General features: G+C 36.2%; 20 protein-coding genes. 7 read left to right on the top strand and 13 right to left on the bottom strand.

Going from position 1 to position 22061, the window contains the following annotated elements; genetic code table 11:
* The first annotated feature begins 27 nt into the window (after positions 1–27).
* The 3 genes from H6W52_RS00860 (at position 28) to H6W52_RS00870 (ending at position 3708) form a co-directional block, all read left to right on the top strand.
* Positions 28–1332: a voltage-gated chloride channel family protein gene (locus H6W52_RS00860; protein WP_116098047.1), complete on the top strand. Its 1305-nt coding sequence runs from the start codon at positions 28–30 to the stop codon at positions 1330–1332.
* A gap of 90 nt (positions 1333–1422) precedes the next feature.
* Complete coding sequence (locus H6W52_RS00865; RefSeq protein WP_116098045.1) at positions 1423–2304, top strand: LysR family transcriptional regulator; 882 nt, start codon at positions 1423–1425, stop codon at positions 2302–2304.
* Between the two features lie 462 nt (positions 2305–2766).
* Positions 2767–3708 carry a YeiH family protein gene (locus H6W52_RS00870; RefSeq protein WP_116098043.1) on the top strand — a complete coding sequence of 314 codons (942 nt, stop codon included), beginning with the start codon at positions 2767–2769 and terminating at the stop codon, positions 3706–3708.
* A gap of 254 nt (positions 3709–3962) precedes the next feature.
* Here the strand turns inward: H6W52_RS00870 and H6W52_RS00875 are convergent, their stop codons facing one another.
* The 8 genes from H6W52_RS00875 to H6W52_RS00910 all read right to left on the bottom strand — a co-directional run bounded on the left by H6W52_RS00875 (position 3963) and on the right by H6W52_RS00910 (position 10486).
* Entirely contained in the window at positions 3963–4151 is a 189-nt protein-coding gene (locus tag H6W52_RS00875; RefSeq protein ID WP_087710944.1) for a hypothetical protein, read from the bottom strand.
* Between the two features lie 171 nt (positions 4152–4322).
* Positions 4323–5564, bottom strand: coding sequence for an MFS transporter (locus tag H6W52_RS00880; RefSeq protein ID WP_116098041.1), 1242 nt, complete (start codon positions 5562–5564; stop codon positions 4323–4325).
* Positions 5565–5858: 294 nt separating this feature from the next.
* On the bottom strand, positions 5859–7424 hold the full coding sequence (gene rny, locus H6W52_RS00885) for a ribonuclease Y (protein ID WP_185144408.1): 1566 nt from the start codon (positions 7422–7424) through the stop codon (positions 5859–5861).
* Positions 7425–7664: 240 nt separating this feature from the next.
* Positions 7665–7955: a cell division protein ZapA gene (locus H6W52_RS00890; protein ID WP_076393322.1), complete on the bottom strand. Its 291-nt coding sequence runs from the start codon at positions 7953–7955 to the stop codon at positions 7665–7667.
* Complete coding sequence (locus H6W52_RS00895) at positions 7955–8257, bottom strand: hypothetical protein (RefSeq protein ID WP_076393320.1); 303 nt, start codon at positions 8255–8257, stop codon at positions 7955–7957. The genes H6W52_RS00890 and H6W52_RS00895 overlap by 1 nt, the downstream gene beginning before the upstream one ends.
* Positions 8258–8395: 138 nt before the next feature.
* Positions 8396–9178, bottom strand: coding sequence for a porin family protein (locus H6W52_RS00900; protein ID WP_087710951.1), 783 nt, complete (start codon positions 9176–9178; stop codon positions 8396–8398).
* Between the two features lie 3 nt (positions 9179–9181).
* Positions 9182–9913, bottom strand: a complete 732-nt coding sequence (gene ubiE / locus H6W52_RS00905; RefSeq protein ID WP_076393308.1) for a bifunctional demethylmenaquinone methyltransferase/2-methoxy-6-polyprenyl-1,4-benzoquinol methylase UbiE — start codon at positions 9911–9913, stop codon at positions 9182–9184.
* Between the two features lie 3 nt (positions 9914–9916).
* The gene (locus H6W52_RS00910) at positions 9917–10486 is read right to left on the bottom strand and encodes a hypothetical protein (protein WP_087710953.1); all 570 of its coding nucleotides are present in this window, start codon (positions 10484–10486) and stop codon (positions 9917–9919) included.
* 103 nt (positions 10487–10589) lie between these two features.
* On the opposite strand from H6W52_RS00910, the gene H6W52_RS00915 reads away from it, so the two are divergent.
* Together H6W52_RS00915 and H6W52_RS00920 are read left to right on the top strand one after the other, a co-directional pair.
* Positions 10590–11657, top strand: coding sequence for a 3-oxoacyl-ACP synthase III family protein (locus tag H6W52_RS00915; protein ID WP_116098037.1), 1068 nt, complete (start codon positions 10590–10592; stop codon positions 11655–11657).
* 68 nt (positions 11658–11725) lie between these two features.
* On the top strand, positions 11726–12931 hold the full coding sequence (locus tag H6W52_RS00920) for a metallophosphoesterase (RefSeq protein WP_116098035.1): 1206 nt from the start codon (positions 11726–11728) through the stop codon (positions 12929–12931).
* 66 nt (positions 12932–12997) lie between these two features.
* Here the strand turns inward: H6W52_RS00920 and H6W52_RS00925 are convergent, their stop codons facing one another.
* Both H6W52_RS00925 and H6W52_RS00930 read right to left on the bottom strand, forming a co-directional pair.
* Entirely contained in the window at positions 12998–13750 is a 753-nt protein-coding gene (locus tag H6W52_RS00925; protein ID WP_116098033.1) for a polysaccharide deacetylase, read from the bottom strand.
* An 85-nt stretch (positions 13751–13835) separates the two neighbouring features.
* On the bottom strand, positions 13836–14801 hold the full coding sequence (locus H6W52_RS00930) for an NAD-dependent epimerase/dehydratase family protein (protein ID WP_076393298.1): 966 nt from the start codon (positions 14799–14801) through the stop codon (positions 13836–13838).
* A gap of 91 nt (positions 14802–14892) precedes the next feature.
* On the opposite strand from H6W52_RS00930, the gene ggt reads away from it, so the two are divergent.
* Together ggt and H6W52_RS00940 are read left to right on the top strand one after the other, a co-directional pair.
* Positions 14893–16578, top strand: coding sequence for a gamma-glutamyltransferase (gene ggt, locus H6W52_RS00935; protein WP_116098031.1), 1686 nt, complete (start codon positions 14893–14895; stop codon positions 16576–16578).
* A 270-nt stretch (positions 16579–16848) separates the two neighbouring features.
* Entirely contained in the window at positions 16849–18129 is a 1281-nt protein-coding gene (locus H6W52_RS00940) for a dicarboxylate/amino acid:cation symporter (RefSeq protein ID WP_185216375.1), read from the top strand.
* A gap of 202 nt (positions 18130–18331) precedes the next feature.
* Here H6W52_RS00940 and H6W52_RS00945 read toward each other — a convergent pair whose 3' ends face one another.
* The 3 genes from H6W52_RS00945 to H6W52_RS00955 form a co-directional block, all read right to left on the bottom strand.
* The gene (locus H6W52_RS00945; RefSeq protein ID WP_116098027.1) at positions 18332–19183 is read right to left on the bottom strand and encodes a diacylglycerol/lipid kinase family protein; all 852 of its coding nucleotides are present in this window, start codon (positions 19181–19183) and stop codon (positions 18332–18334) included.
* A gap of 43 nt (positions 19184–19226) precedes the next feature.
* Complete coding sequence (locus H6W52_RS00950; RefSeq protein WP_116098025.1) at positions 19227–20048, bottom strand: RsiV family protein; 822 nt, start codon at positions 20046–20048, stop codon at positions 19227–19229.
* A 78-nt stretch (positions 20049–20126) separates the two neighbouring features.
* Entirely contained in the window at positions 20127–22061 is a 1935-nt protein-coding gene (locus H6W52_RS00955) for a transglutaminase-like domain-containing protein (RefSeq protein ID WP_116098023.1), read from the bottom strand.

The raw sequence follows: 22061 nt of genomic DNA on the forward strand, positions 1-22061 counted from the left end.
TATTAACAGTAATTGATCAGGAAAAATATGTCTCAACATCAAAGAAATTTAAACCGTACAATAAAATTTCACACTGGTTTTTTCTTTAGAAAATACCCAGCTTTCCCTTATATTCTGAAATGGCTTTTTATCAGTAGTATTATCGGGATTTTGGTAGGAAGTGCTTCTGCTGGATTTTTAACATCACTGCAATGGGCAACCGATTTCCGGGAAAATCATCTCTGGCTGATTGCTCTTTTACCTGTTGGTGGATTTTTAACGGGACTTTTGTATCATTATTTCGGAAAAGATGTGGAAGCAGGAAACAATTTGCTTCTGGAAAATATTCAGGAACCGAAGGAAATTATTCCTTTAAAAATGGCACCTTTTGTTTATTTAGGAACGATGGTCACCCATTTTTTTGGAGGTTCTGCAGGTCGTGAAGGAACGGCGCTTCAAATGGCGGGAGCAATTTCCGATCAACTGACGAAAATCCTGAAACTTGATAAAAACGACAGAAAAATTTTACTAATTTCAGCTATTGCGGCAGGTTTTGGTTCGGTTTTCGGAACTCCTTTAGCCGGAGCGGTTTTCGGACTTGAAGTTTTCCTGATGGGACGAATTCGTTACAATGCTATTTTTCCCGCGTTTACTTCTGCAGTTCTGGCTGATCTTGTTACCAATCTCTGGAAAGCAAAACATACACACTATCATATCGAACTTATTCCAAAACTTGAATTTTTACCGATTTTATACAGTGTTTTGGCAGGAATTTTATTTGGAATCTGCGCTGCGGCTTTCAGCAGGATGATTCATTTTACGGGTTCTGTCTTCAAATCTAATATAAAATATCCTCCGTTTCGTCCGGTTGTCGGCGGAATTCTTGTTGCTGTTGCCGTTTTCGCAATGGGAACCACAAGATACATCGGTCTTGGAATTCCAACCATTGTAGAATCTTTCGAAAAACAGCTTCCGCTTTATGATTTTGCCTTTAAAATGATTTTTACTGTTGTTACCCTTTCGGCAGGATTTAAAGGCGGTGAAGTCACTCCCCTTTTCTTTATCGGAGCGACATTGGGAAGTGCATTGTCATTATTTATTCCGCTTCCGTTCGGTTTACTTGCCGGAATGGGATTTGTGGCTGTTTTTGCAGGCGCTACCAATACTCCGCTTGCGTGTATGCTTATGGGAATTGAACTTTTTGGAGCAGAATGCGGAATCTATGTTGCGATTGCATGCATTGTATCTTATTTATTTTCAGGAAATAACAGTATTTACACAAAACAAAAGATTGGTGAAGCTAAAAACAGCAGATTTGAGCATCTTGAGGATAAAAATTTCTCGGATTTGTAGAGTCGTTTATAGTTGATATTTGTCAGCTATTAATGCTGTAATTTTATTATAATTAAGCGATCAACCGTCAACTAAAAGCCAACAATCACAATGTTTGATTACAGATTAAAAGTTTTTCATACCGTAGCATCAAGATCAAGCTTTACCAAAGCTTCGGAAGAACTGAATATTTCGCAGCCTGCCGTCACAAAGCATATTAAAGAAATTGAAAATCAATTAAATACTAAACTATTTGACAGAAAAGGAACTTCTATTCAACTGACGCAAAGCGGAAAAATTTTGTTTGAATATGCCGAAAAGATCAGAAATATTTACCGTGATTTGGAATTTGAAATCCATCAGATCAATCAGAAACATCGGGGAAAACTGATTATCGGAGCGAGTACAACCGTTGCCCAATATATTTTACCGGAGATTTTAGCCAAATTCAAATCTTATTATAAAGACATTAAAATTGAACTGACTACGTACAACACAGAAATGATTTCCGAACTGCTGAAAAACGGGAAAATTGATCTCGGAATTATTGAAGGGGAATCTCAGTCTAATTATTTTGATTATCAGAAGTTTAAAGCGGATGAAATTGTTCTGGTTGCAAAAGCAAATCATTTTTTAGCTAATAAAACGATCCATCTTAAAAATTTATATTATGTGGAATTGATCCTACGAGAAAAGGGTTCCGGTTCTCTGGAGTTTATCCAAAACAGATTGAAGGAAAAAGGGATTGTTATTGAAAATCTGAATGTTGTAATGCAATTGGGAAGCAGCGAAAGTATTAAACAATATCTTTTGCATTCAGATGCTTTGGCTTTCCTTTCGATCAGCACGGCTTTAAATGAATTGAAAAGCAATCAGTTAACAATTATTGATGTTAAAAATTTCAGTATCGAGCGAAATTTTCATTTTATTCTTCCAAAAGGTGAACAATCTGAATTGATCCGCCTGTTTTTAAAATTTACCCATCAGATTTAAACGGCTTCCAATTATAAAACTGTTTACAATTTTTTACCGCAAAAGATTTTAACACTTTAGTCATTTAAGTTTAATACTTAAATTGATTATCCGCTATTAATCATACTGTTTTTTTAACGCAAAGAACTCGCAAAGATTCTTTTTATACTAACTGTTTTTAAGTTCGCAAGGGCGTTTCACTCAGCAAAGAACTCAAAGATTTTTCCAGTTATGACAAATTACGGACAATCATAATACTTAATGAAAAAAGAACACATAAGTAAAAAAAATCTTTGATTTTTTTCTTTGCAGACTTTGAAATATTTTAAATATCCCACTACAGCCTTTTGTACCTTTTGCGGTTAAATTCAAGATTAGTTAGAACAAACACTATAACTTAATGTTATACAGAATAACAAAATATGATTTACTTTGTAATGATAATTGTCGGAATTTTGAACCATCAATTTAAAATTCCTATCAATGAAAAGCTTTATCTCCAATGAAAGATCAAAGAAAATAATCTTCATATTACTGGCAGTTGTATGCCTCACTCCTATTGTTTCTTCGCCTGTTGCATTGCTTTTGGGATTTGTACTGGCGGTTTTTCTCGGAAATCCTTTTGAAAAGAGTCTGCATCAGTATATTCATTTATTATTGCAGATTTCCATTGTAGGTTTGGGATTCGGGCTAAAACTTGATGAAGCTTTGGAGGCCGGAAAATCCGGATTTATTTTAACGGTTATGAGCATTTTTACTGTGATGATTTTAGGATATTTTGCCGGAAAATTCCTTAAGCTTGAAAGACCTTTGTCTTATCTTATTTCTGCGGGAACCGCCATCTGTGGCGGAAGTGCGATTGCAGCAATTTCTCCCATCATTAAACCCAATACGAACCAGATTTCACTGGCTCTTGCGATTGTATTTACATTGAATTCTGTTGCTCTGTTTATTTATCCGCCCATCGGTCATTTGCTGAATCTCACACAGGAACAGTTCGGTTTATGGTGTGCCATCGGAATTCATGATACAAGTTCTGTAGTAGGAGCCGCAGGAAAATATGGAAATGAAGCGCTGGAAATTGCCACAACGGTAAAATTAGCCAGAGCATTATGGATTATTCCGGTTTCTGTGATTACGATGTTTATTTTTAAAAGCAAGGGTTCTAAAGTGAAAGTTCCATGGTTTATCGGTTATTTTATACTGACCATTCTGCTGAACACTTATTTTCCTTTTGTTGGTGAACTTAGTTCTTCCATTACTGTTTTAGCGAAGTCTGGATTAAACTTAACGTTGTTTTTTATCGGTTCTACCCTTTCTTTACAAACTCTGAGAACCATCGGTTTCAAACCTCTTGCTTTGGCTGTATTTCTGTGGATTTTCATCAGTACCGGAAGTCTGCTGTATATTTTAAATTTTGACTGATATTGATGAGAAATCCTGAAATCCTAGCCTCGATTGGAGCAATTGTCTGAGCTCATTTTCATTATTTGGGCTGCGGCAGCTTCGCTGCCGCAGCCCAAATAATGAAAATAGCGAGTGCGGAAAGCGAGATAAAGCTCCAAAATATTTTTTGCTTCATAACAAGACATCTATTAATTACAAAAACCTTTTGGAAGGTCCCAAAAGGCTTTTGCGTATTAAATGTGGAAATGTTTATTTCTAATTGAAATAAGTTCTTATATAGCTTCGTAGCAGGTATAAACCTGTGGACAAGCAATGTACTGAACGCAATAAAACGGTCCTGTTACAGATCCTGAACAACTGCATCCGCATTTTGAAAGATCCGGTGTTCCGCTTACGCCTCCAGTAATGTTTTTAAGATCGGCTTTTTTTAATTTTGTTGCTTTTTTCAAAAAATTTTGCATTGTAATGTGATTTTTGATGTTAAACGTTAGTTTTAGTTGCGTGCCAAAGTTAAACAAATATTCATTATTCAAAGCATAATTTACTATTATTTTTGATAATTTATTTATTCTCTTAAGCTTATTAAAACTGATAACGAAAATTTGAGATTATTATTTCTTAAACAGCAGAAATTATTCTGTAAATTCCAGATCTTTATCGTGAGTTTCGGAGACCGTTAATGAAGCATAAAAAGCCAGCCCGAAAACAATGAGTCCGACAATTGCTGCGCTTATAATGACCGAAAAATCTTTTTTGAAAAGATCAAATGCAAAAATCATTACAGGAACCAATCCTCGAACCATGTTCGGAACGGTGGTGGTTGCCGTGTTTCTGATATTGGTTCCGAACTGTTCCGCAGCCAATGTAACGAACATTGCCCAATATCCTGTTCCCAATCCGAGCCATACGCAGAAGATGTAATATTTTGTTTCGGTATCGGTATTTCCGAAAAGCATCAGTGCAACTCCGACAATCGTAAAAACCAACATATAAAAGATCGCCATTTTTCTGGATTTTAAAAAATGAGAGATAAAACCGCTCGCCAAATCTCCGGCAGAAATCCCAACATAAGCCCACATTATTGCTTTTCCGGGATTAAGATCCTTAATTCCGAGTTCAGGCGCAAACTGATTGGCTAAAACCGCCAGAATACCGATACAAAACCAGGTGGGCAATCCAATTGCTATGCATTTTAAATATCGTATCAAACGGTCTTTATTGGTGAAAAACGACAGGAAATTTCCTTTGGAAACCGACTGATGTTCAATGGTTTTATAAATTCCGGATTCGGAAACGCTGATTCTGAGAAATAAAAGTAAAATTCCGAGAATTCCTCCAATGATGTAAGAAATATTCCATCCTCCTGCTAATTCTACCGTTAACTGAGCTACAACGGCTCCCATTAACCCGAAACCAGCAACAACGGACGTTCCGATTGCTCTTAAATTCTTCGGCAGGCTTTCAGAAACAAGGGTAATTCCTGCTCCGAGTTCTCCGGCTAGTCCAATCCCTGCGATAAATCTTAAACCCGCATATTGATACACCAAATGTTCTTTGGGGAAGTACGGTAAAAATCCACACGCAATATTCGCCAAAGAATAAACTAAAATAGAACCGAATAAAACGGAAAGTCTCCCTTTTTTGTCTCCGAAAATTCCCCAGAAAATTCCGCCCAGCAGTAAACCAATCATCTGTGCATTAAGAATAAACGTTCCGTCGACATCAGGATTCAGCCCTAAAGCTTTTAAACTTGGAATTCTTACGATCCCAAATAAAAGTAAGTCGTAGATATCTACAAAGTAGCCTAACGCAGAAATGATAACAGGAATGGAAAAAATGTACTTCAGTTTTGAAGATGTGGAAAGTTCTTGCATTTTGGAGTTTTAAATTTTAAGTCTGTTTAAACTTTTTATTTAACCGCAAAAGTAGCAAAAGATGAACTAAACTTTTATTCAAAGTGTTGATTATAAATGAAAAAGATCACAATAGTTTATAAAAATCTTTGATTTTTATTCTTTTGGGCACTTTGATCATTTTGGAAATTTGCTTTATTATTATCTTTTGCCTCTTTTGCGGTTTATTCTGTAAATAGTTTAATTTTTTTTTGCTAAAAATAAAAAACCTTCCAATTTCTTGAAAGGTTTTTATGAATTATCTTTTTCTGATTCTTATCTCGCAATATTCACAGCTCTCGTTTCTCTGATTACTGTTACTTTTACCTGTCCCGGATAAGTAAGTTCGTTTTGAATTTTTTCTGAGATGTCGTACGATAACTGAGAAGCTACTTCATCATTTACTTTTCCGCTTTCTACCATTACTCTTAACTCTCTCCCTGCCTGAATGGCATAAGCCGAAGAAACTCCATCGAAACTTAATGCTGCAGATTCAAGGTCTTTTAATCTTTGGATATATGATTCAAGAACCTGTCTTCTTGCTCCCGGTCTTGCTCCTGAGATTGCATCAGCAACCTGAATGATCGGAGACAGTAATGAAGTCATTTCCACTTCGTCGTGGTGTGCTCCGATGGCATTTACAACTTCTGCATTTTCACCGTATTTTTCCGCCCATTGCATACCTAATAAAGCGTGAGGAAGTTCAGATTCCTGCTCCGGAACTTTACCGATATCGTGTAACAGACCTGCTCTTTTTGCTAATTTTACATTTAAGCCTAATTCAGCCGCCATTGTCGCCGCGATATTCGCCACTTCTCTTGAGTGCTGTAACAGGTTTTGTCCGTAAGAAGAACGGTATTTCATTCTACCAACGATTTTAATTAATTCAGGGTGTAATCCGTGGATTCCTAAATCGATAATCGTTCTTTTTCCTACTTCAATAATTTCCTCCTCGATTTGCTTTCTTGTTTTTTCAACAACTTCTTCGATTCTTGCCGGGTGAATTCTTCCGTCTGTTACCAATCTGTGAAGGGATAATCTTGCGATTTCTCTTCTTACCGGATCGAAGCATGAAAGAAGAATTGCTTCCGGAGTATCGTCCACAATAATTTCCACTCCTGTAACGGCTTCCAAAGCACGAATATTTCTACCTTCTCTACCAATGATTCTTCCTTTAACTTCGTCCGATTCGATATTGAATACAGAAACTGAATTTTCGATTGCCTGTTCTGTTCCGATTCTCTGAATGGTCTGGATAACGATTTTTCTCGCTTCGCTTTTTGCATTAAGCTGCGCTTCTTCCATGATGCTCTGAACGTGCGCCTGAGCTCTTGTTTTCGCTTCCGCCTTCATGGTTTCTACCAATTCTGCTTTTGCTTCTTCCGCAGTGTAGTTGGCAATTTTTTCTAAAATTTCAACTTTTTTAGCGGTTGCAACATCCAGTTCCTGCTGTTTTCTTTCTAAGATTTCTGTTTTTTTAGCATAATCAGCAATCTGCTTGTCCAGATCTTTTTCAAGTTTTCCTGTTTTGCTAAGCTCATCATTCAGCTTGTGCTCCTTATCCTTGATTCTTTTTTCAACTTCCTGCATTTTCTTTTCTCTTGCCTGAATGTCTGCATCGTGCTGAGATTTCAGTTCAAGAAATTTTTCTTTCGCCTGAAGGTTCTTTTCTTTCTTTATGGATTCAGCCTGTACATTGGCTTTTTCTATAAGGTTTTCGGCATTTTTCTGTGCATCATCTATAATAAATTTTGCTTTGGTATTCAATGAGCTTTTGGAGAAAAACATCCCTGCAGCAGCACCGATTAATAAACAAACAACGCCGATTATAACTTCTATCATAATTTATATTGAGTTTTAATTGTATTCATATTCTTTTAATTATTTTACATAAAAAAAGCCCACAATAATCCAGAGATTGAGAGTAAACTCCTAATCAACACGATTTGAACTGATTTCCACTGTCTGTAATCCGGAGAACCGGCACGCCATTCAATGGACATTTGTTCGGTAATTGTTTAGCGTTGAGTTTACCTTTAATGTGTTAGAATTATTGTAGGCAGCTTTTTCGGGAAAAAAAATCTATTTCCCTGTTTCATTGTTCAACGACTGATTAATTTTTGCTAATCTTTCGTTGGTAGATTGTATTGTTTTATCGTAGTTCGCAGACACTACTTCGGCATTGGTTCCCAGTTTCAGGGCACACATAGCTAAAGCATCCTGTTTGTCTCTCACATCGAAATTCTGTTCAAAATCTTTAATCATATTCTCTATCTGCTTCCCGACTTTACGCAGAGTTTCTTCCTCTGCTGCCGGTACATTCAGCGGATATACTCTTCCGGCTATATTAATGGTAATTCTTCTTACTTCCATTATAATCCACTGTTTTGAAGCTGCGCAATGCAGAAATCTATTTCTTTTACCAACCTGTTGATGTGGTTTTTCATCAGTCGGTTATGTTCAGGATTTCCTGATATTGCTGAATAAAGTTTTATATTTTTTTGTTCTTCTGCTAATACCTGATTTTTTCTTCTTTCTTCATCATATTTCTTCTTCAGTTCGTCATGCTCAACATTTAATTCCGAGAATCTTTCACTAAGATTTTTGTAATTTTTCTGTAACTGCAAAATCTTTTTTTCTAATTCTGAAAAATTGTTTTCTAAATCTTGAAGCATTTCAGGTTTTGTATATTCTAACTATTAGCAAAAATAACAAAATATTAATACTAACAAAAATAAAACGGTCTATATTTTGCCCAGAAACAAAAAAGGAGACGCAAAATGCATCTCCCTGATCTATTTTATAGTAAATTTTTATTCGAATTTCAGTACAAAGAAGATTGCTCTTGTCTGTAAAGTAGACATTGCAGACGTCCAGTAAGGCGGTGTTGTTGCATTATCTGCTACAATCTCATTGTTCATGATGAAAGTTCCTCTTACAGCAGGAGTCAGTTTAAATTTATTGAAATAAAACTGAATTCCCATTTCTGCAGACCATGCAAAGTTGTGCGTAGTAGATCTGAAAACCTGCTGCATATTGTCGTCAGTAGAAGTTGCATTAGACTGAAGGTTTACGATATAGTTTACCCCGGTTGCAACGTAAGGTCTGGAATTGTACCATCTGTTTCCGTGGAATTCCAATAATACAGGAATGTCTATTAAAGTCGTTTTAATATCTCTTATTCTGTCTTTATCCGTTAATTTCATCGGAATGAAAGGATCGTTCGTCAAAGTACCTGCAGCATACTGGTCGTTGGTCTGCGTATTGAAAGTAAGCTGTCTCTGCCCAAATTGTAACCCCGGTTCCAATCTTACGTCCAGGAAATCATTCAGCCTCCATTTTGCAATTAAACCTGCACCGAAACTGTAGCTTTCTTTAGATGTAACAAGATTCTGATTGTTATACATCCCATATCTTGGATTGAGAACAATACGGTAGTCTAGTCTGTTACCACTTAAATAAAAACCCCAACTGAATTTCTGCTCGTCAAAGTCTTCCAACTTATCCATTCTGTTTCGGGTTCTGAATTGCGCGTTTGCTAAAACTGCAACATTTACTGAGGCTAAAACCAGTGCTCTTAATAAAAATTTATTCATAGGTTACTTTGTTGCTTTATAAATTGTGGCTATACCTAAACTTAGTTTTTTATATTCAACTTTTTTAAATCCTGTATCTAAAAGAATTTGTCTCATCTTTTCCCCATAAGGAAAAGCATTTACAGAATCCGGAAGGTATGTATACGCCCTGTTATCTTTGGAAACCAGTCTGCCAATTGCAGGTAAAATGTTTTTAAAGTAAAACATATACAATGGTCCCATAAACCCTTCAACCTTTGAAAACTCCAGTATATAAACACTCTTGTTATCTTTAACTACTCTTCTTAATTCTGCCAAACCTTTGGTAAGGTTTTCAAAATTCCTTACTCCGAATGCAACGGAAACTGCGTCGAATCTGTTATCTTCATAGAGTAACTTCTCCGCATCTCCTTTTTGCATGGAAATTTTGCCGTCTAATTTAAGTTTTTTTATTTTAATAACGCCAACATTTAACATTTGTTGCGATAAATCTAAACCAATTACTTTAGAGCCGGTTCCTTTTTCTACGGCAATCGCCAGATCGCCCGTTCCTGTAGCCACATCCAGCACTTCCTGCGGATTATCTTTTTTCATCCATTTCACCAGTGTATTTCTCCACATGACATCAATTTTCATGGATAAAACACGATTCAGAAGATCATACTTCGGTGCAATATTGTCGAACATATCTTCTACCTGACTCTTTTTAGTAGCGTCGGTATTATAAGGCGTAATTTTGGTAATATCTTTTGTCAAAACTTAAAACTTGTAATATTCGTTATAATAATTAAGGTAATCCTGCTTTCTGAATATCTTCGATCTGGATTCTACCTTCTGGATATTTTTGATAATCTTATCATAATCTTCGTCTACATTATAATAAAAATCATCGGTAAACAGCTTACTGAAACGTCTTGCGCCTCCAAAGTAAGGTTTTCCGTCGATGATTGTTTTATCCAATGCCAAAAGTAATGAATCTTTTTTAAGATTATATCCATAATACTGATCGTTAATATAATAATCCTGATGAGCAATATTAATAAGACCTCTTATTTTTTTTACTTCAAAAGCTGAATCAAACAAAAGTTTTTTATTTCTGTCGAAGACTTTTATAGAATTTTTTCCCTGATTGAGATCTACAGAAACCGTCTGTCCTCCGGCGATTACACCTTCCGAACCGTTATTGATTTTGTAATAAAATGTGTCTGGCGTAGGATTGTCTACTACGTAGTAATTTTTTTTGGCTAAAAAAAGGAAATAAATCCCAAAAGCTACGATAAACGCCACAACTGCAATAAGTAAGCCTTTTAAAGAAGGATTGTTTTTCATAAGATTGTAAAGTACAATTTTTGCAAATTTAGTAATATTTTTAATTCTCTGTTATTAATATTAATTATTAACTTTGCATCTTTAAAAAAAATCATATAAACGAATGCCGAATACGATCATTATTGGTTCTGGATCTTACCTTCCCAGCAGAATTATCGGAAGAGACTTTTTTCTAGATTCAGAGTTTTATTCAGAAGACGGGGTGAAGATTGACAAGCCTGCTGAGGAAACGATCTCAAAATTTGTAGAAATTACAGAGATAGAAAACAGAAGATTCATAGAAGATGATCTTTCCAACTCAAAAATCGGTTACGAAGCTGCAAAAATTGCTATTGCAGATGCAAAAATAGATCAGGAGGAACTGGATTATATCATTTACGCGAGTAATTTTGGAGAAGTTACCGTAAACGGATACGCAGATTTCATGCCGACAATGGCAGCGAGAGTAAAGAACAAACTGGGCATTAAGAACAGAAAATGTGTTACTTACGATATGCTTTTCGGATGTCCGGGTTGGGTGGAAGCAATGATTTTAGCAGATAATTTAATTAAAGCTAAAGTAGCTAAAACCATTTTGGTAATCGGCGCTGAAACGTTGAGCAGAGTAACAGATCCGCATGACAGAAACAGAATGATCTTCGCAGACGGAGCCGGAGCTGTTGTAGTACAGGCTACAGATCAGGAAAATGTAGGAATCATCGCTCATAACACCATTTGTGATAACGGTTTGGAACTGGATTATCTTGCCAACGGACCGTCCATCAACAAAGATTCTGACCAGACTCGTCTGTTTGTAAGAATGCAGGGAAGAAAAATCTACGAATATGCGTTGAAAAACGTTCCTGCTGCGATTAAAGAAACCATTGAAGATGCAGGTCTTTCCATTGAAGATATCAACAAAATATTAATCCATCAGGCAAATGCGAAAATGGATTATGCGATGATTGAAAGACTTCACAAGCTTTATAATGTGAAAGAGTATGACCATTCTATCTCTCCAATGACGATTCAGGATTTCGGAAATTCTTCCGTAGCCACAATTCCTACCATGTTTGATTTAATAATTAAAGGAAAAATGGAAGGTCAATCGTTTAAAGAAAAAGGTAACATTGTAATGACTTCGGTAGGTGCCGGAATGAACATCAATGCTATCGTTTACAGATTTCCTTAACAATATTTAATTTAAAATATAAAAAAGCACAGGGAAATTAATTCTTTGTGCTTTTTTTACACTTAGTTATGCAAAGAAACTTTTTTATCATTGCGGCAATTTTTCTTTTTCTGGAAATTTATATTTACCAGGCAATCCGGACTTTAACAGACAATAACTGGATCAAAATAGGCTATTGCATCATATCTTTAGCGGTTTATGTTTTTTTCGCTTACGAGGTTTCCCACTTCAGCAGAGCCGACCGAAGCATGATGCGCGCACAGATTATGATCTCCCTGTTTCTCGTTTTTATCCTGCCCAAAGTTTTCATCGTTTTATTTTTATTAATCGATGATATTTTCAGAACCGGAAGCTATCTTATCGGACTTACGAGACCATCGGAAAACTTTTTCCCGGAAAGAAGAAAGTTTTTAAGCATCATGGGATTAGGTTTGGGAGGTGTTCTTTCAGCTCTTTTTATCGATGGAATTACATTTGGAAAATACCGCTACAAAGTAAGAAGGGTAAGAATGAATTTTGCGAATCTTCCCAAAAGCTTTAAAGGATATAAAATCGTACAGATTTCAGATGTTCACAGTGGTAGTTTTACGGATCCGGGTAAACTTCAGCATGCGATTGATTTAATTAACGAACAGAATCCTGATCTGGTTCTTTTTACCGGAGATATGGTGAATAATGTAGCGGAAGAATTCAAACCATTCATTCCCTTATTTTCAAAAATCAAAGCAAAAGACGGAAAATTTGCCGTCCTTGGAAACCACGATTACGCAGATTATGTAAGCTGGGAGTCTCCGGAAGCCAAAAAGAAAAATCTTGATACCTTAATTGATTACGAAAGACAGGCCGGTTTTGATATGCTTCGGAACGAACACAGAATCATTGAAAAAAACGGAGAAAAAATATACATTTTAGGAGTTGAAAACTGGGGACTGAAACCTTTTCCGCAATTTGGAAGATTGGATGATGCCTTAAAAGGTGTTCCTGAATCTGCCGTTAAAATCTTAATGAGCCACGATCCTACCCATTTTGATTATGTGGTGAAAAAACACCCTGCAAATGTTCATTTAACGCTTTCAGGACATACCCACGGAATGCAGTTTGGTTTGGATCTGAAAAACGTAAAATGGTCTCCTGTTCAGTACAAATACCCGAAATGGGCTGATTTATACGAAAGCGAAGGAAAAATGCTGTACGTAAACAGAGGTTTCGGAGTTTTGGGATATCCCGGAAGAGTCGGCGTTTTACCGGAAATTACGCTTTTTGAGCTGGCATAAAAAATTTAGAGTTTAGCGTTTTTGGTTTAAGGTTTTTAGTAAACTGTACAACCTAATTCCTGCAAGCTAAAAAATATAATCTTTCATACGGGAAGTAGCCATTTCTTTCTCGTTGATCCAACTGAGGAGGGCATCTAATTTGTCCTCCATTTTTTTGCCTGAATTCAGCCTTCTGTAAAAGGGAATATCAAACGGATACTTCTGAAAATCTGTAAACTGCCATGAATTAAGATAAATCAGAACAAAATCATCTTTTTTCAGGGTTTCAAAAACCATGCTCTGATAATATTTCATCGGAAGCATCTGAAATACAAAATCGTTATACGGCAACTGGCTGTAAGGAGAAATACTTTCCGGAACAATGCTCAATCCGTTTTCTTCATTAATCTGCGTGTCTCTTTTCAGACGTTTGAAAGGGAAAAGAATATCAGCATTATCAATATTGGAAACGTAATTAAATTCCAGCAACTTTAAATCTTCCTGAGGAACTTTGATGTCTTTCTGACGAATTCCGCGAATCTGTTTTTCTAAAAATTCCTGAGTAAATTTTTTAGCATTTTCAATTTCCGGAAGGGTAGAATTTTTATTATAAAAAGCAATTTCATGCCCTTGGAATGAAATTGCTTTTATTAAATTCTGAAGTTTTTGAGCGATCGAAATCTCTACAAAGAAACTTGCTTTAACATCATGAATGTCTAAAATTCTAAGTATTGCTTTTGTATTATCTTCTGAAATTTTCAGCCTTTCTTCATCGGAAACAGACTGCTGTTTTTTGCAGTCAGCTTCAATATTCAGAATGTTAAATGTGAACAATATCATTTAAACTAAATTTTAGATAATTTTTATAATAAATTAAAAATCAGATGTTAAAATAATTCTTATTTAAATTAAAACTTGAAATACATTAATTTTTAGCTAATTTGATTTTCAAATTTTTAATCATGTCTTTAGTCATCTCAGAAATCCCGAAATCGTAGCTTAATCCCCAGTCTTTTTTCGCTACGGAGTCATCAATTGATGCTGGCCATGAATCTGCAATTGCCTGTCTGAAATCCGGTTTATAATCGATCTCGAATTCCGGAATTTCTTTCTTAATTTCTTCCGCCAGTTCTTTTGGAGTGAAAGACATTCCGCCCAAATTATAAGAAGATCTTACGGTAAGATTTTCTTTTGGAGCATCCATTAATTTCAGGGTTGCGTTAATGGCATCATCCATATACAACATCGGCATTCCTGTGTTTTCGGAAATAAAACTTGTGTATTTTCCTTCTTCGATGGCTTCATAAAAAATCTCAACAGCATAATCTGTAGTTCCACCACCTGCAGGAGTTTTCCATGAAATCAATCCCGGATAACGGATGCTTCTTACATCTACTCCATGCTTATCAAAATAATACTCGCACCATTTCTCACCCGCCATTTTAGAAATTCCGTAAACCGTTGTAGGATTTAGAACCACATCCTGCTCTACATTTTCTTTAGGAATTCCTTTTCCAAAAACCGCAATGGAACTCGGCCAGAAAATCTTTTGGATAAGTCCTTCTTTTGCCATTTCACAAAAATGAAGCAGGGGCTCCAGATTTAATTTCCATGCGAAAATCGGCTGCTTTTCTGAAGTACCCGACAATAATGAAGCCAAATGATAAACGGTAGTAATATCGTAGTCTTTAATTACCTGTCTTACCAATTGGGTATTGGTAACATCCATTCTTTCGTAATGACCTGCCGCAGTAATTCCCTTTTGCCATCTGTCAAGCCCCGAAGCCACAACATTTTCAGCTCCGTGAATTTCAACAAGTCTGTTTGTAAGCTCGGTGCCGATCTGTCCTAAAGCACCTGTAATAAGTATTCTTTCCGTGTGGGATTTCATTTTTAACTTTTATTTGTTGATCGAAAGCAAAAGTAAATATTTTAGACCCTATCTTAAAACAAAATCGTAAATTCGAATATAAATTTTGTAAATGAAAAAGATTATTGTTTCACTTATTTTATTTTCTACCACAATTTCAGCACAATACACAGATATTACTATTGTGAAGGAGGTGAAAGTTAAAAATAAAGGAGTGGTTGTTTCTGCACATCCGTTAGCAAGCGAAGCAGGAGCAAAAGTGATGAAAATGGGAGGAAATGCGTATGATGCAATTGTTGCTACGCAATATGCACTTGCTGTTGTTTATCCGCAGGCGGGAAATATCGGCGGAGGCGGATTTTTAGTTGGCGTAAAAAACAATGGCGAAAAATTCACAATCGATTATCGTGAAACGGCACCTAAAAAGGCAAGTCATGATATGTATGTCGATAAAAACGGTAAAGCCAATACCGATCTTTCCCAAAACGGAAGATTAGCTGTTGGAATTCCGGGAAGTGTGGCTGGTTTTTTTGCTACTTTAAAATACTGTAAACTTCCGATGGAGAAACTAATTCAGCCCGCCATTGATCTTGCTGAAAAAGGCTTTGCGATTACCGAACAGGAAGCTAACTTACTGAATAACAATAAACAGAATTTCCAGAAGCACAATCAGTCTTCCATTGTTTTTGTTAAGGATATTCCCTGGAAAGCCGGAGATCTTTTAGTTCAGAAGGATTTGGCTGAAACGTTAAAGTTGATTCAGAAACAAGGTCTAAAAGGTTTTTACGAAGGAAAAACAGCGGAACTTCTGGCTTCTGAAATGAAAAGAGGAAACGGAATTATTACTTCTGAAGATCTTAAAAATTATAAAGTTGCCGAAAGAAAAGCACTTGAATTTGATTACAAAGGAAATCAGGTGGTTTCTATGCCTTTGCCTTCTAGCGGCGGACTTCTTCTTGCGCAAATGCTGAAAATGGCAGGTTATGAAAATCTGGAGAAATATCAGCAAAATTCTACACAGGCTGTTCAGGTGATGGTGGAAGCCGAAAGAAGAGCATATGCAGACAGAGCAGAATATATGGGCGATCCGGATTTTATTCAGGATAAAACGTCTTATCTGATTTCTGACGAATATCTGAAAAACCGCTGGAAAAGCTTCAGTTTCAGCAAAGCAACACCGAGTGCGGAAGTGGGGAAAATAACCAAACAACCTAAAGAATCTACAGAAACGACCCATATTTCAGTGATTGACAAGGATGGAAATGCAGCAGCGGTAACCACTACTTTGAATGGTTATTACGGAAGTAAAGTTGTTGTTTCCGGTGCGGGATTTTTCTTAAATAATGAAATGGACGATTTTTCCATAAAACCGGGTGTTCCGAATATGTTTGGAGCGGTCGGCGGAGAAGCCAATTCCATTCAGCCGAATAAAAGAATGCTTTCTTCGATGACTCCAACGATTGTTCTGAAAAACGGAAAACCTTACATGGTAGTCGGAACTCCGGGAGGAACGACGATTCCTACTTCTGTTTATCAGGCTATTGTTGATGTGATCGATTTTAAGCAGAATGCTAATATTTCTGTCAATGCTCCGAAATTTCACCATCAATGGCTTCCCGAAACGGTTGCTTTTGAAAAGAATTTTCCTGAAACCACGATTAAGGATCTGGAAAAATTAGGATATAAGTCTGAAAAATGGAACCAGATCGGAAGAACAGAAATGATTCTGATTGATGACAACGGAAATATTCATGCAGTTGCAGATGGTCGTGGTGACGATTCTGTTGCAGTGGAATAGGTGAAGTTTTTGTAGTTAATTAAAAAAAGCTGACTCAGAAACATATTAATTAATTGATTATCAAATGTTTTTATTCGTCAAAATGATAAGAGTGAAATAATCTGGATTTTGAGATAGCTTTTTAAGATTCTTTCTTCATCAAAAATTAGAGAAAGATTTAAAGTAATCTGGTTTCGGCTCGGGCTTTGCCCGAGCCGAAACTATTCATGACATTTGTCATTATTTTAGAGCAAATTTCATTAATTTTCGGTTTTTAAAATCAATATTCTTTTGAAAGCAAAAAAAATTTACCACCAGCTTTATTTTCAGGTTATTATTGCGATTGTTGCGGGAATTCTTTTAGGAAGATTTTATCCGGAACTTGGTGAAAAAATGAAACCTTTGGGCGACGGATTCATCAAACTCGTGAAAATGATTATTGCTCCGGTGATTTTCATTACCCTCACCTTAGGAATCGCGCACATGACTGACCTTAAAAAAGTGGGCAGAATTGCGGTTAAAGCGATGATTTATTTCTTTACGTTTTCAACGTTGGCATTGGTTATCGGTTTGGTGGTAGGAAATATCTTACAGCCGGGTCATGGTCTTAATATTGATCCTTCTACCCTTTCGGGCGATGTTTCTCAGTATCAGCAAAAAGCTCATGAAACGACTTTAACCGGTTTTATTATGAATATTATTCCGGAAACGCTTTTCAGTCCGTTGGTTGGAGATAATATTCTGCAGGTTCTTCTTGTTGCCATTTTAATGGGCATAGCTTTGGTTTTAACGAAAGAAAAGAGCCAGAAAGTAACGGATTTTTTACAGGATCTTTCCACTCCGGTCTTCAAAATTGTGCATATGCTGATGAAACTGGCACCGATCGGAGCCTTCGGAGCGATGGCTTTTACCATTGGAAAATACGGACTTCATTCGGTTTTGAATCTGATTTTTTTGGTGGGAACGTTTTATATAACTTCTGCATTATTTGTGGTTTTGGTTTTAGGCGCTGTCGCCTGGTACAACGGTTTTAATATTTTTAAGTTGATGTATTACCTGAAGGCGGAGCTTTTGCTGGTTTTAGGAACGAGTTCTTCAGAATCTGCACTTCCCGGAATTATGGAAAAGCTTGAAAAAGCAGGCTGTTCAAGAGCGATTGTCGGTTTGGTGGTTCCTACAGGATATTCTTTCAATCTCGACGGAACCAATATTTATATGACGCTGGCTTCGCTTTTTATTGCACAGGCTTTAAATATTCATCTTCCGATCGAGAAACAGATCATTCTTCTTTTGGTTGCCATGCTGAGTTCTAAAGGTGCAGCCGGAGTTACGGGAGCAGGATTTGTGACTTTAGCGGCAACATTAGCGGTTGTTCCTGAAATTCCGATTGCCGGAATGACGCTGATTTTAGGAATCGATAAGTTTATGAGTGAATGCCGTGCTTTAACCAACGTTATCGGAAATTCTGTAGCAACGGTGGTGGTTGCCAACTGGGAAAAGCAACTGGATAAAGAGCAACTGCACTATTGTCTGGATCATCCGAATGAAGTGGAAAAAAAACTGGAGGTTTAGCTTGACATTGTTTAATCTGAAACAGATTTAGTTTTACAATGACTGCCATTTTAGCCGCGATTGAGCGGCCTGTCTGAGCTTTTTTTTGGATTCGGCGGCTGCTAAGCAGCCGCCGAATCCAAAAAAAAGCGAGTAGCGAAAGCGCGAAACAGCTCCTAAAATTAAATAGATAACAATTTCTTTTTTACAGGAATGACCGTTTTTAGATTAAAATCCTTAAACTCGAAGGCTGAACTTTTACACGAACCGGAGATTTTATTTTGTTGAATTCTCCGTCGAGATGCCAGTTTTTAGTATTTACTTTAAATTCTATTTCAGAAACCGGAAGATATGTAATGTAATCATCCTGTTTCAGTTTTTTGGTAAACATTCTGAACGCAAAAAGCATGGAATAGAAGAAAGGGAATTTTTTGACCAGAACCATATCTACCAAACCGTCACTTTTACTTGCATGAGGTGCGATGTAGGCGTTGTTTCCAAACTGTCGTGTGTTGGCGATGTTCACCATTAAATATTTCCCGTTGTACTGCTTGTATTTTTCGTCAAAAAACTTAAGCTTGATTGGCTTGTAGCTGAAAAAGGTTTTAAAAGAGACTTTGATATAATTTTTAAATCCTCTTGTGGTTTTTTCAAATTCCTTTACGACTTTACCGTCGAACCCTGTTCCGGAAACATTGATGGAAAGTCTTTCATTTACAGTGAACGTATCAATCTTTCTGGAATTTTTGGTTTTGATCTTTTCCAGAAGTTCGTCCAGATTTTTGCTGAACTGGGTTTCGTTGGAAAATCCGTTTCCGGAACCTGCCGGAAAAATCGCAAGAATTTTTTCTGTGTTGATGAGATTTCTGGCTACGGTAGAAATGGTTCCGTCGCCTCCGATGGCTACAAAAATATCAACGTCATTAAAATGATCCTGAATAAACTGATCGGTTCCGGGAATAGATTCCGAGATGTAATACAAAGGATTTTTCACCTTTGCTTTCAGTTCGTTGAGAAACGGCTGATAATTTTTTTTCGCCGAAAAAGGATTGATGATGAAAGCGACTTTTTCCATTAGTGCAAAAATAAAAAATGCTCCCGATGTGGAAGCATGATTGTTATTTAATTTTCATTCTTTTCATAAATTCTGGAGTAAGAGTTCCTTTAAGCTCTGTCCAAGAAACAGGGATTATAATATCTCCTGCTGCAAAAGCTGTAATTTCATACGGACTGTAATGGAAATACAGGTTTTTGTCATCAAAATAAAAATTTTCCGTTGCCGGAATTTTATCTACCAGAAGCATTTCGGAGTTATTAACTTCTCCTTTATCATCTGTTGTTCCGCTGTTGGTTTTATTGATATTTTTCATTAAAAGGGCTTCCAGTTTTTCTTTCGGCATGGAAGTAATGTCTTTTAATTCAAGCTTTTTGTTGTTTTTTAAATCAAAAACTCTTTCTGCATATCCATAATTATCGTGTGCACCTCCTTCATAAGAAGCCCAAAAGTATTCTATCTGGAGATAATCATTTGTATTGGATTTCACTTTCATTCCTGTATCCGAATACCATTCCTGAGAGAATGAAATATCTGAAATCCAGTCTTTTGAATCTTTTCTGATGTTATTGAAATATTCGTTTTTGCTTTTCTGAAGGTAATTCAGCACTCCTTCTCTGGAAAAGTCGCCAATATTTTTTTCTGTAAAATAAATGCTGTCTAATAATTTTTTATCCTTAACTGTCGGGAACAGCAACATTTTGGAAGTATATTTAACGGTTAAAGAATCGCTTAATTTCGTGGAATCGCTAATTTTCACGGAATCTACTGTAAACTTTTCGGGAGCTGTTGCTTCTGTTTCATTTATATTATTGCTTTCCGTCTTTTTACAGGCTGAAAAAACAAAGAAAGAAGAAAGTGCCAAGACCGCAATGGTATTTTTCATAATTCTGATTTTCCTTCTTCAATGCAAAAACCATTCAAATAATGAATGGTTTGAGATTATTTTTGAAAAAAAATTTAGTTACTGCTTCTTTACAAGACTGATGACCTGATTTTCCTGTTTAGAAGCCACTCCCCAAATCTGCTTAAAGGCAGGGTAATATTCTTTCTCATAAGTGGGACTCTTAACTTTGGTGGTAGAAATTACCTCAATCTTATTTCCTTTTTGTTCAGCAATATAACTGTACTCGATTTCTTTATCGTCGGTTACAATTTTTTTGTTTTTCGGCATTTCTTCAATGGCATATCCTTCCGGAATTTCCAAGACTATTTTCTTAATTCTTGTGAACGGCGAAGTAAAATCGATAAGGTATTTTCTTTCTTCGGTCTGATCGAATTCATTAGAGTTTTTATTTAAAAACAACATTGGATTGATAATCATTTTCTTTCCGATCCTGTCGATTAAATTTTCGGAAGAAAACTTCATGGTGCTTTCAAAATCACCATTTTCATGTACTTTTGAATCGATATTGGTAAAGTCTATCGCAAAATTATCTTTATACTGCTTTTTGTATTTCTCTGCATTATCGTCATAACTCTCTTTTGCAAAAATAGCATACGTTCCTGTGTCTTTATCGGAATAGGTTCCCGAAATGCTTCCGTCTGGATTAATTTTTGCCTCCGCCGTAAGATAGGTAAAACTTGTTTTTGCATTGATCATGGATAATTGCTGAACTTTGTCTTTATTCATCAAAATTCCGAACTGGTTCCAGTCTCTTGGCGGTAACTGATCGATCGAAGACTGCTTGGAAGTGGCATCATACAAATGAAAACCATCTTTTGTCTGAATAGCGGCAATTACAAAATTCATATTGGAAACATTGGGTGAAGCAATGTTAATAAAACCATTGCTCACCGTAGAAATCGTAAGCGGATCTGCTTTTATTCCTGCTTCACGAAGCATCATGACCAGAAAAAGATTGATTTCTGCCGCATTTCCGGTTTTTGTTTCCAGCATTTTTTTGATACCGTCTTCTGTATAAATTCCTCTGTCTTTGTTCCATGTAAAGGTATTTTTTACATAATCAAAAACAGCATTGGCTTTTTCTATTTCTCCCGAAATACCTGAAATATTTGCAGGCATATTGTCTTTTGCCAGTTTTGTTTTCTTCAATTCCCCTCCGAAATCTTCATTTTCATACAATCTGTCTTTGATCTTTTCCCACGACGAAGAATACAATTTAAGTTCTCTGAAGTTTGTTGAGTGAAGTTCTGCACTTATTTTTGTTCTGTAATTACGGTCGTTGTTTACAAATTTTTCTGTTTTAAAGCCTTTCACATTTTCATATCCAAAGCGGTAGGTTCTGTAATTCATTCCGTACATCAATCTTTCTTCCACTTCTCTGTATTTCGGGGACAAAAAACCGGTGTAATTCACATTATAGGCAATATTTGAAGGACTATCTAAAACATATTCCGTGTATAACGAAGGTGTGTCTGTTTCGATCATGATTTCCGGAACCACATAGAGAAAGGGAGAAGTTACTTCATACTGATATTCAATGACAGAGCCATTTTTCACATTTGGAAAAGCAAATTTTGTAATGGAGACATATTTGCTTTCCTTACTTTTGTATTTAGAGCTTTTATCAACTTTTGTAGATACGGAAGTTCCGTTTTCCAGATTGTACGTGAAAGCTTTTACCTTCGAAATGGTTTCCTGATCGCTTCCGCTTTGGTATAACGGAATTTCAAGATTCAACCAGTCTTCTGCTTTGTCTTTATCATAGATTTTCACCCTGTAAAAAGCTTTTTTCACAAGATTTCCGGTATTGTTATCAATGCTGAAATGCAGCGATTTGAATAAAATTTCGGCAGGTGCATTTTCATCCAACGCTGATTTCTGCTTTGAAAGATCTGCATCATTAAATTTAGGATAATTAAGAAATTCATGCTTCTGAGCTTCAATAAATATCAAATTCATTGAGCAGAAAGCCACTAGAAATATTTTTTTCAT

It is taken from the genome of Chryseobacterium sp. C2(2020) (assembly GCF_014218915.1).
GTDB classification, from domain to species: domain Bacteria; phylum Bacteroidota; class Bacteroidia; order Flavobacteriales; family Weeksellaceae; genus Chryseobacterium; species Chryseobacterium mucoviscidosis.

Excerpts from the sequence above, each read along its gene's own strand:
- H6W52_RS00860 (WP_116098047.1), top strand. The coding sequence starts at position 28 with ATGTCTCAACATCAAAGAAATTTAAACCGTACAATAAAATTTCACACT.
- H6W52_RS00865 (WP_116098045.1), top strand. The coding sequence starts at position 1,423 with ATGTTTGATTACAGATTAAAAGTTTTTCATACCGTAGCATCAAGATCA.
- H6W52_RS00870 (WP_116098043.1), top strand. The coding sequence starts at position 2,767 with ATGAAAAGCTTTATCTCCAATGAAAGATCAAAGAAAATAATCTTCATA.
- H6W52_RS00875 (WP_087710944.1), bottom strand. The coding sequence starts at position 4,151 with ATGCAAAATTTTTTGAAAAAAGCAACAAAATTAAAAAAAGCCGATCTT.
- H6W52_RS00880 (WP_116098041.1), bottom strand. The coding sequence starts at position 5,564 with ATGCAAGAACTTTCCACATCTTCAAAACTGAAGTACATTTTTTCCATT.
- rny (WP_185144408.1), bottom strand. The coding sequence starts at position 7,424 with ATGATAGAAGTTATAATCGGCGTTGTTTGTTTATTAATCGGTGCTGCT.
- H6W52_RS00890 (WP_076393322.1), bottom strand. The coding sequence starts at position 7,955 with ATGGAAGTAAGAAGAATTACCATTAATATAGCCGGAAGAGTATATCCG.
- H6W52_RS00895 (WP_076393320.1), bottom strand. The coding sequence starts at position 8,257 with ATGCTTCAAGATTTAGAAAACAATTTTTCAGAATTAGAAAAAAAGATT.
- H6W52_RS00900 (WP_087710951.1), bottom strand. The coding sequence starts at position 9,178 with ATGAATAAATTTTTATTAAGAGCACTGGTTTTAGCCTCAGTAAATGTT.
- H6W52_RS00910 (WP_087710953.1), bottom strand. The coding sequence starts at position 10,486 with ATGAAAAACAATCCTTCTTTAAAAGGCTTACTTATTGCAGTTGTGGCG.
- H6W52_RS00915 (WP_116098037.1), top strand. The coding sequence starts at position 10,590 with ATGCCGAATACGATCATTATTGGTTCTGGATCTTACCTTCCCAGCAGA.
- H6W52_RS00920 (WP_116098035.1), top strand. The coding sequence starts at position 11,726 with ATGCAAAGAAACTTTTTTATCATTGCGGCAATTTTTCTTTTTCTGGAA.
- H6W52_RS00925 (WP_116098033.1), bottom strand. The coding sequence starts at position 13,750 with ATGATATTGTTCACATTTAACATTCTGAATATTGAAGCTGACTGCAAA.
- H6W52_RS00930 (WP_076393298.1), bottom strand. The coding sequence starts at position 14,801 with ATGAAATCCCACACGGAAAGAATACTTATTACAGGTGCTTTAGGACAG.
- ggt (WP_116098031.1), top strand. The coding sequence starts at position 14,893 with ATGAAAAAGATTATTGTTTCACTTATTTTATTTTCTACCACAATTTCA.
- H6W52_RS00945 (WP_116098027.1), bottom strand. The coding sequence starts at position 19,183 with ATGGAAAAAGTCGCTTTCATCATCAATCCTTTTTCGGCGAAAAAAAAT.
- H6W52_RS00950 (WP_116098025.1), bottom strand. The coding sequence starts at position 20,048 with ATGAAAAATACCATTGCGGTCTTGGCACTTTCTTCTTTCTTTGTTTTT.
- H6W52_RS00955 (WP_116098023.1), bottom strand. The coding sequence starts at position 22,061 with ATGAAAAAAATATTTCTAGTGGCTTTCTGCTCAATGAATTTGATATTT.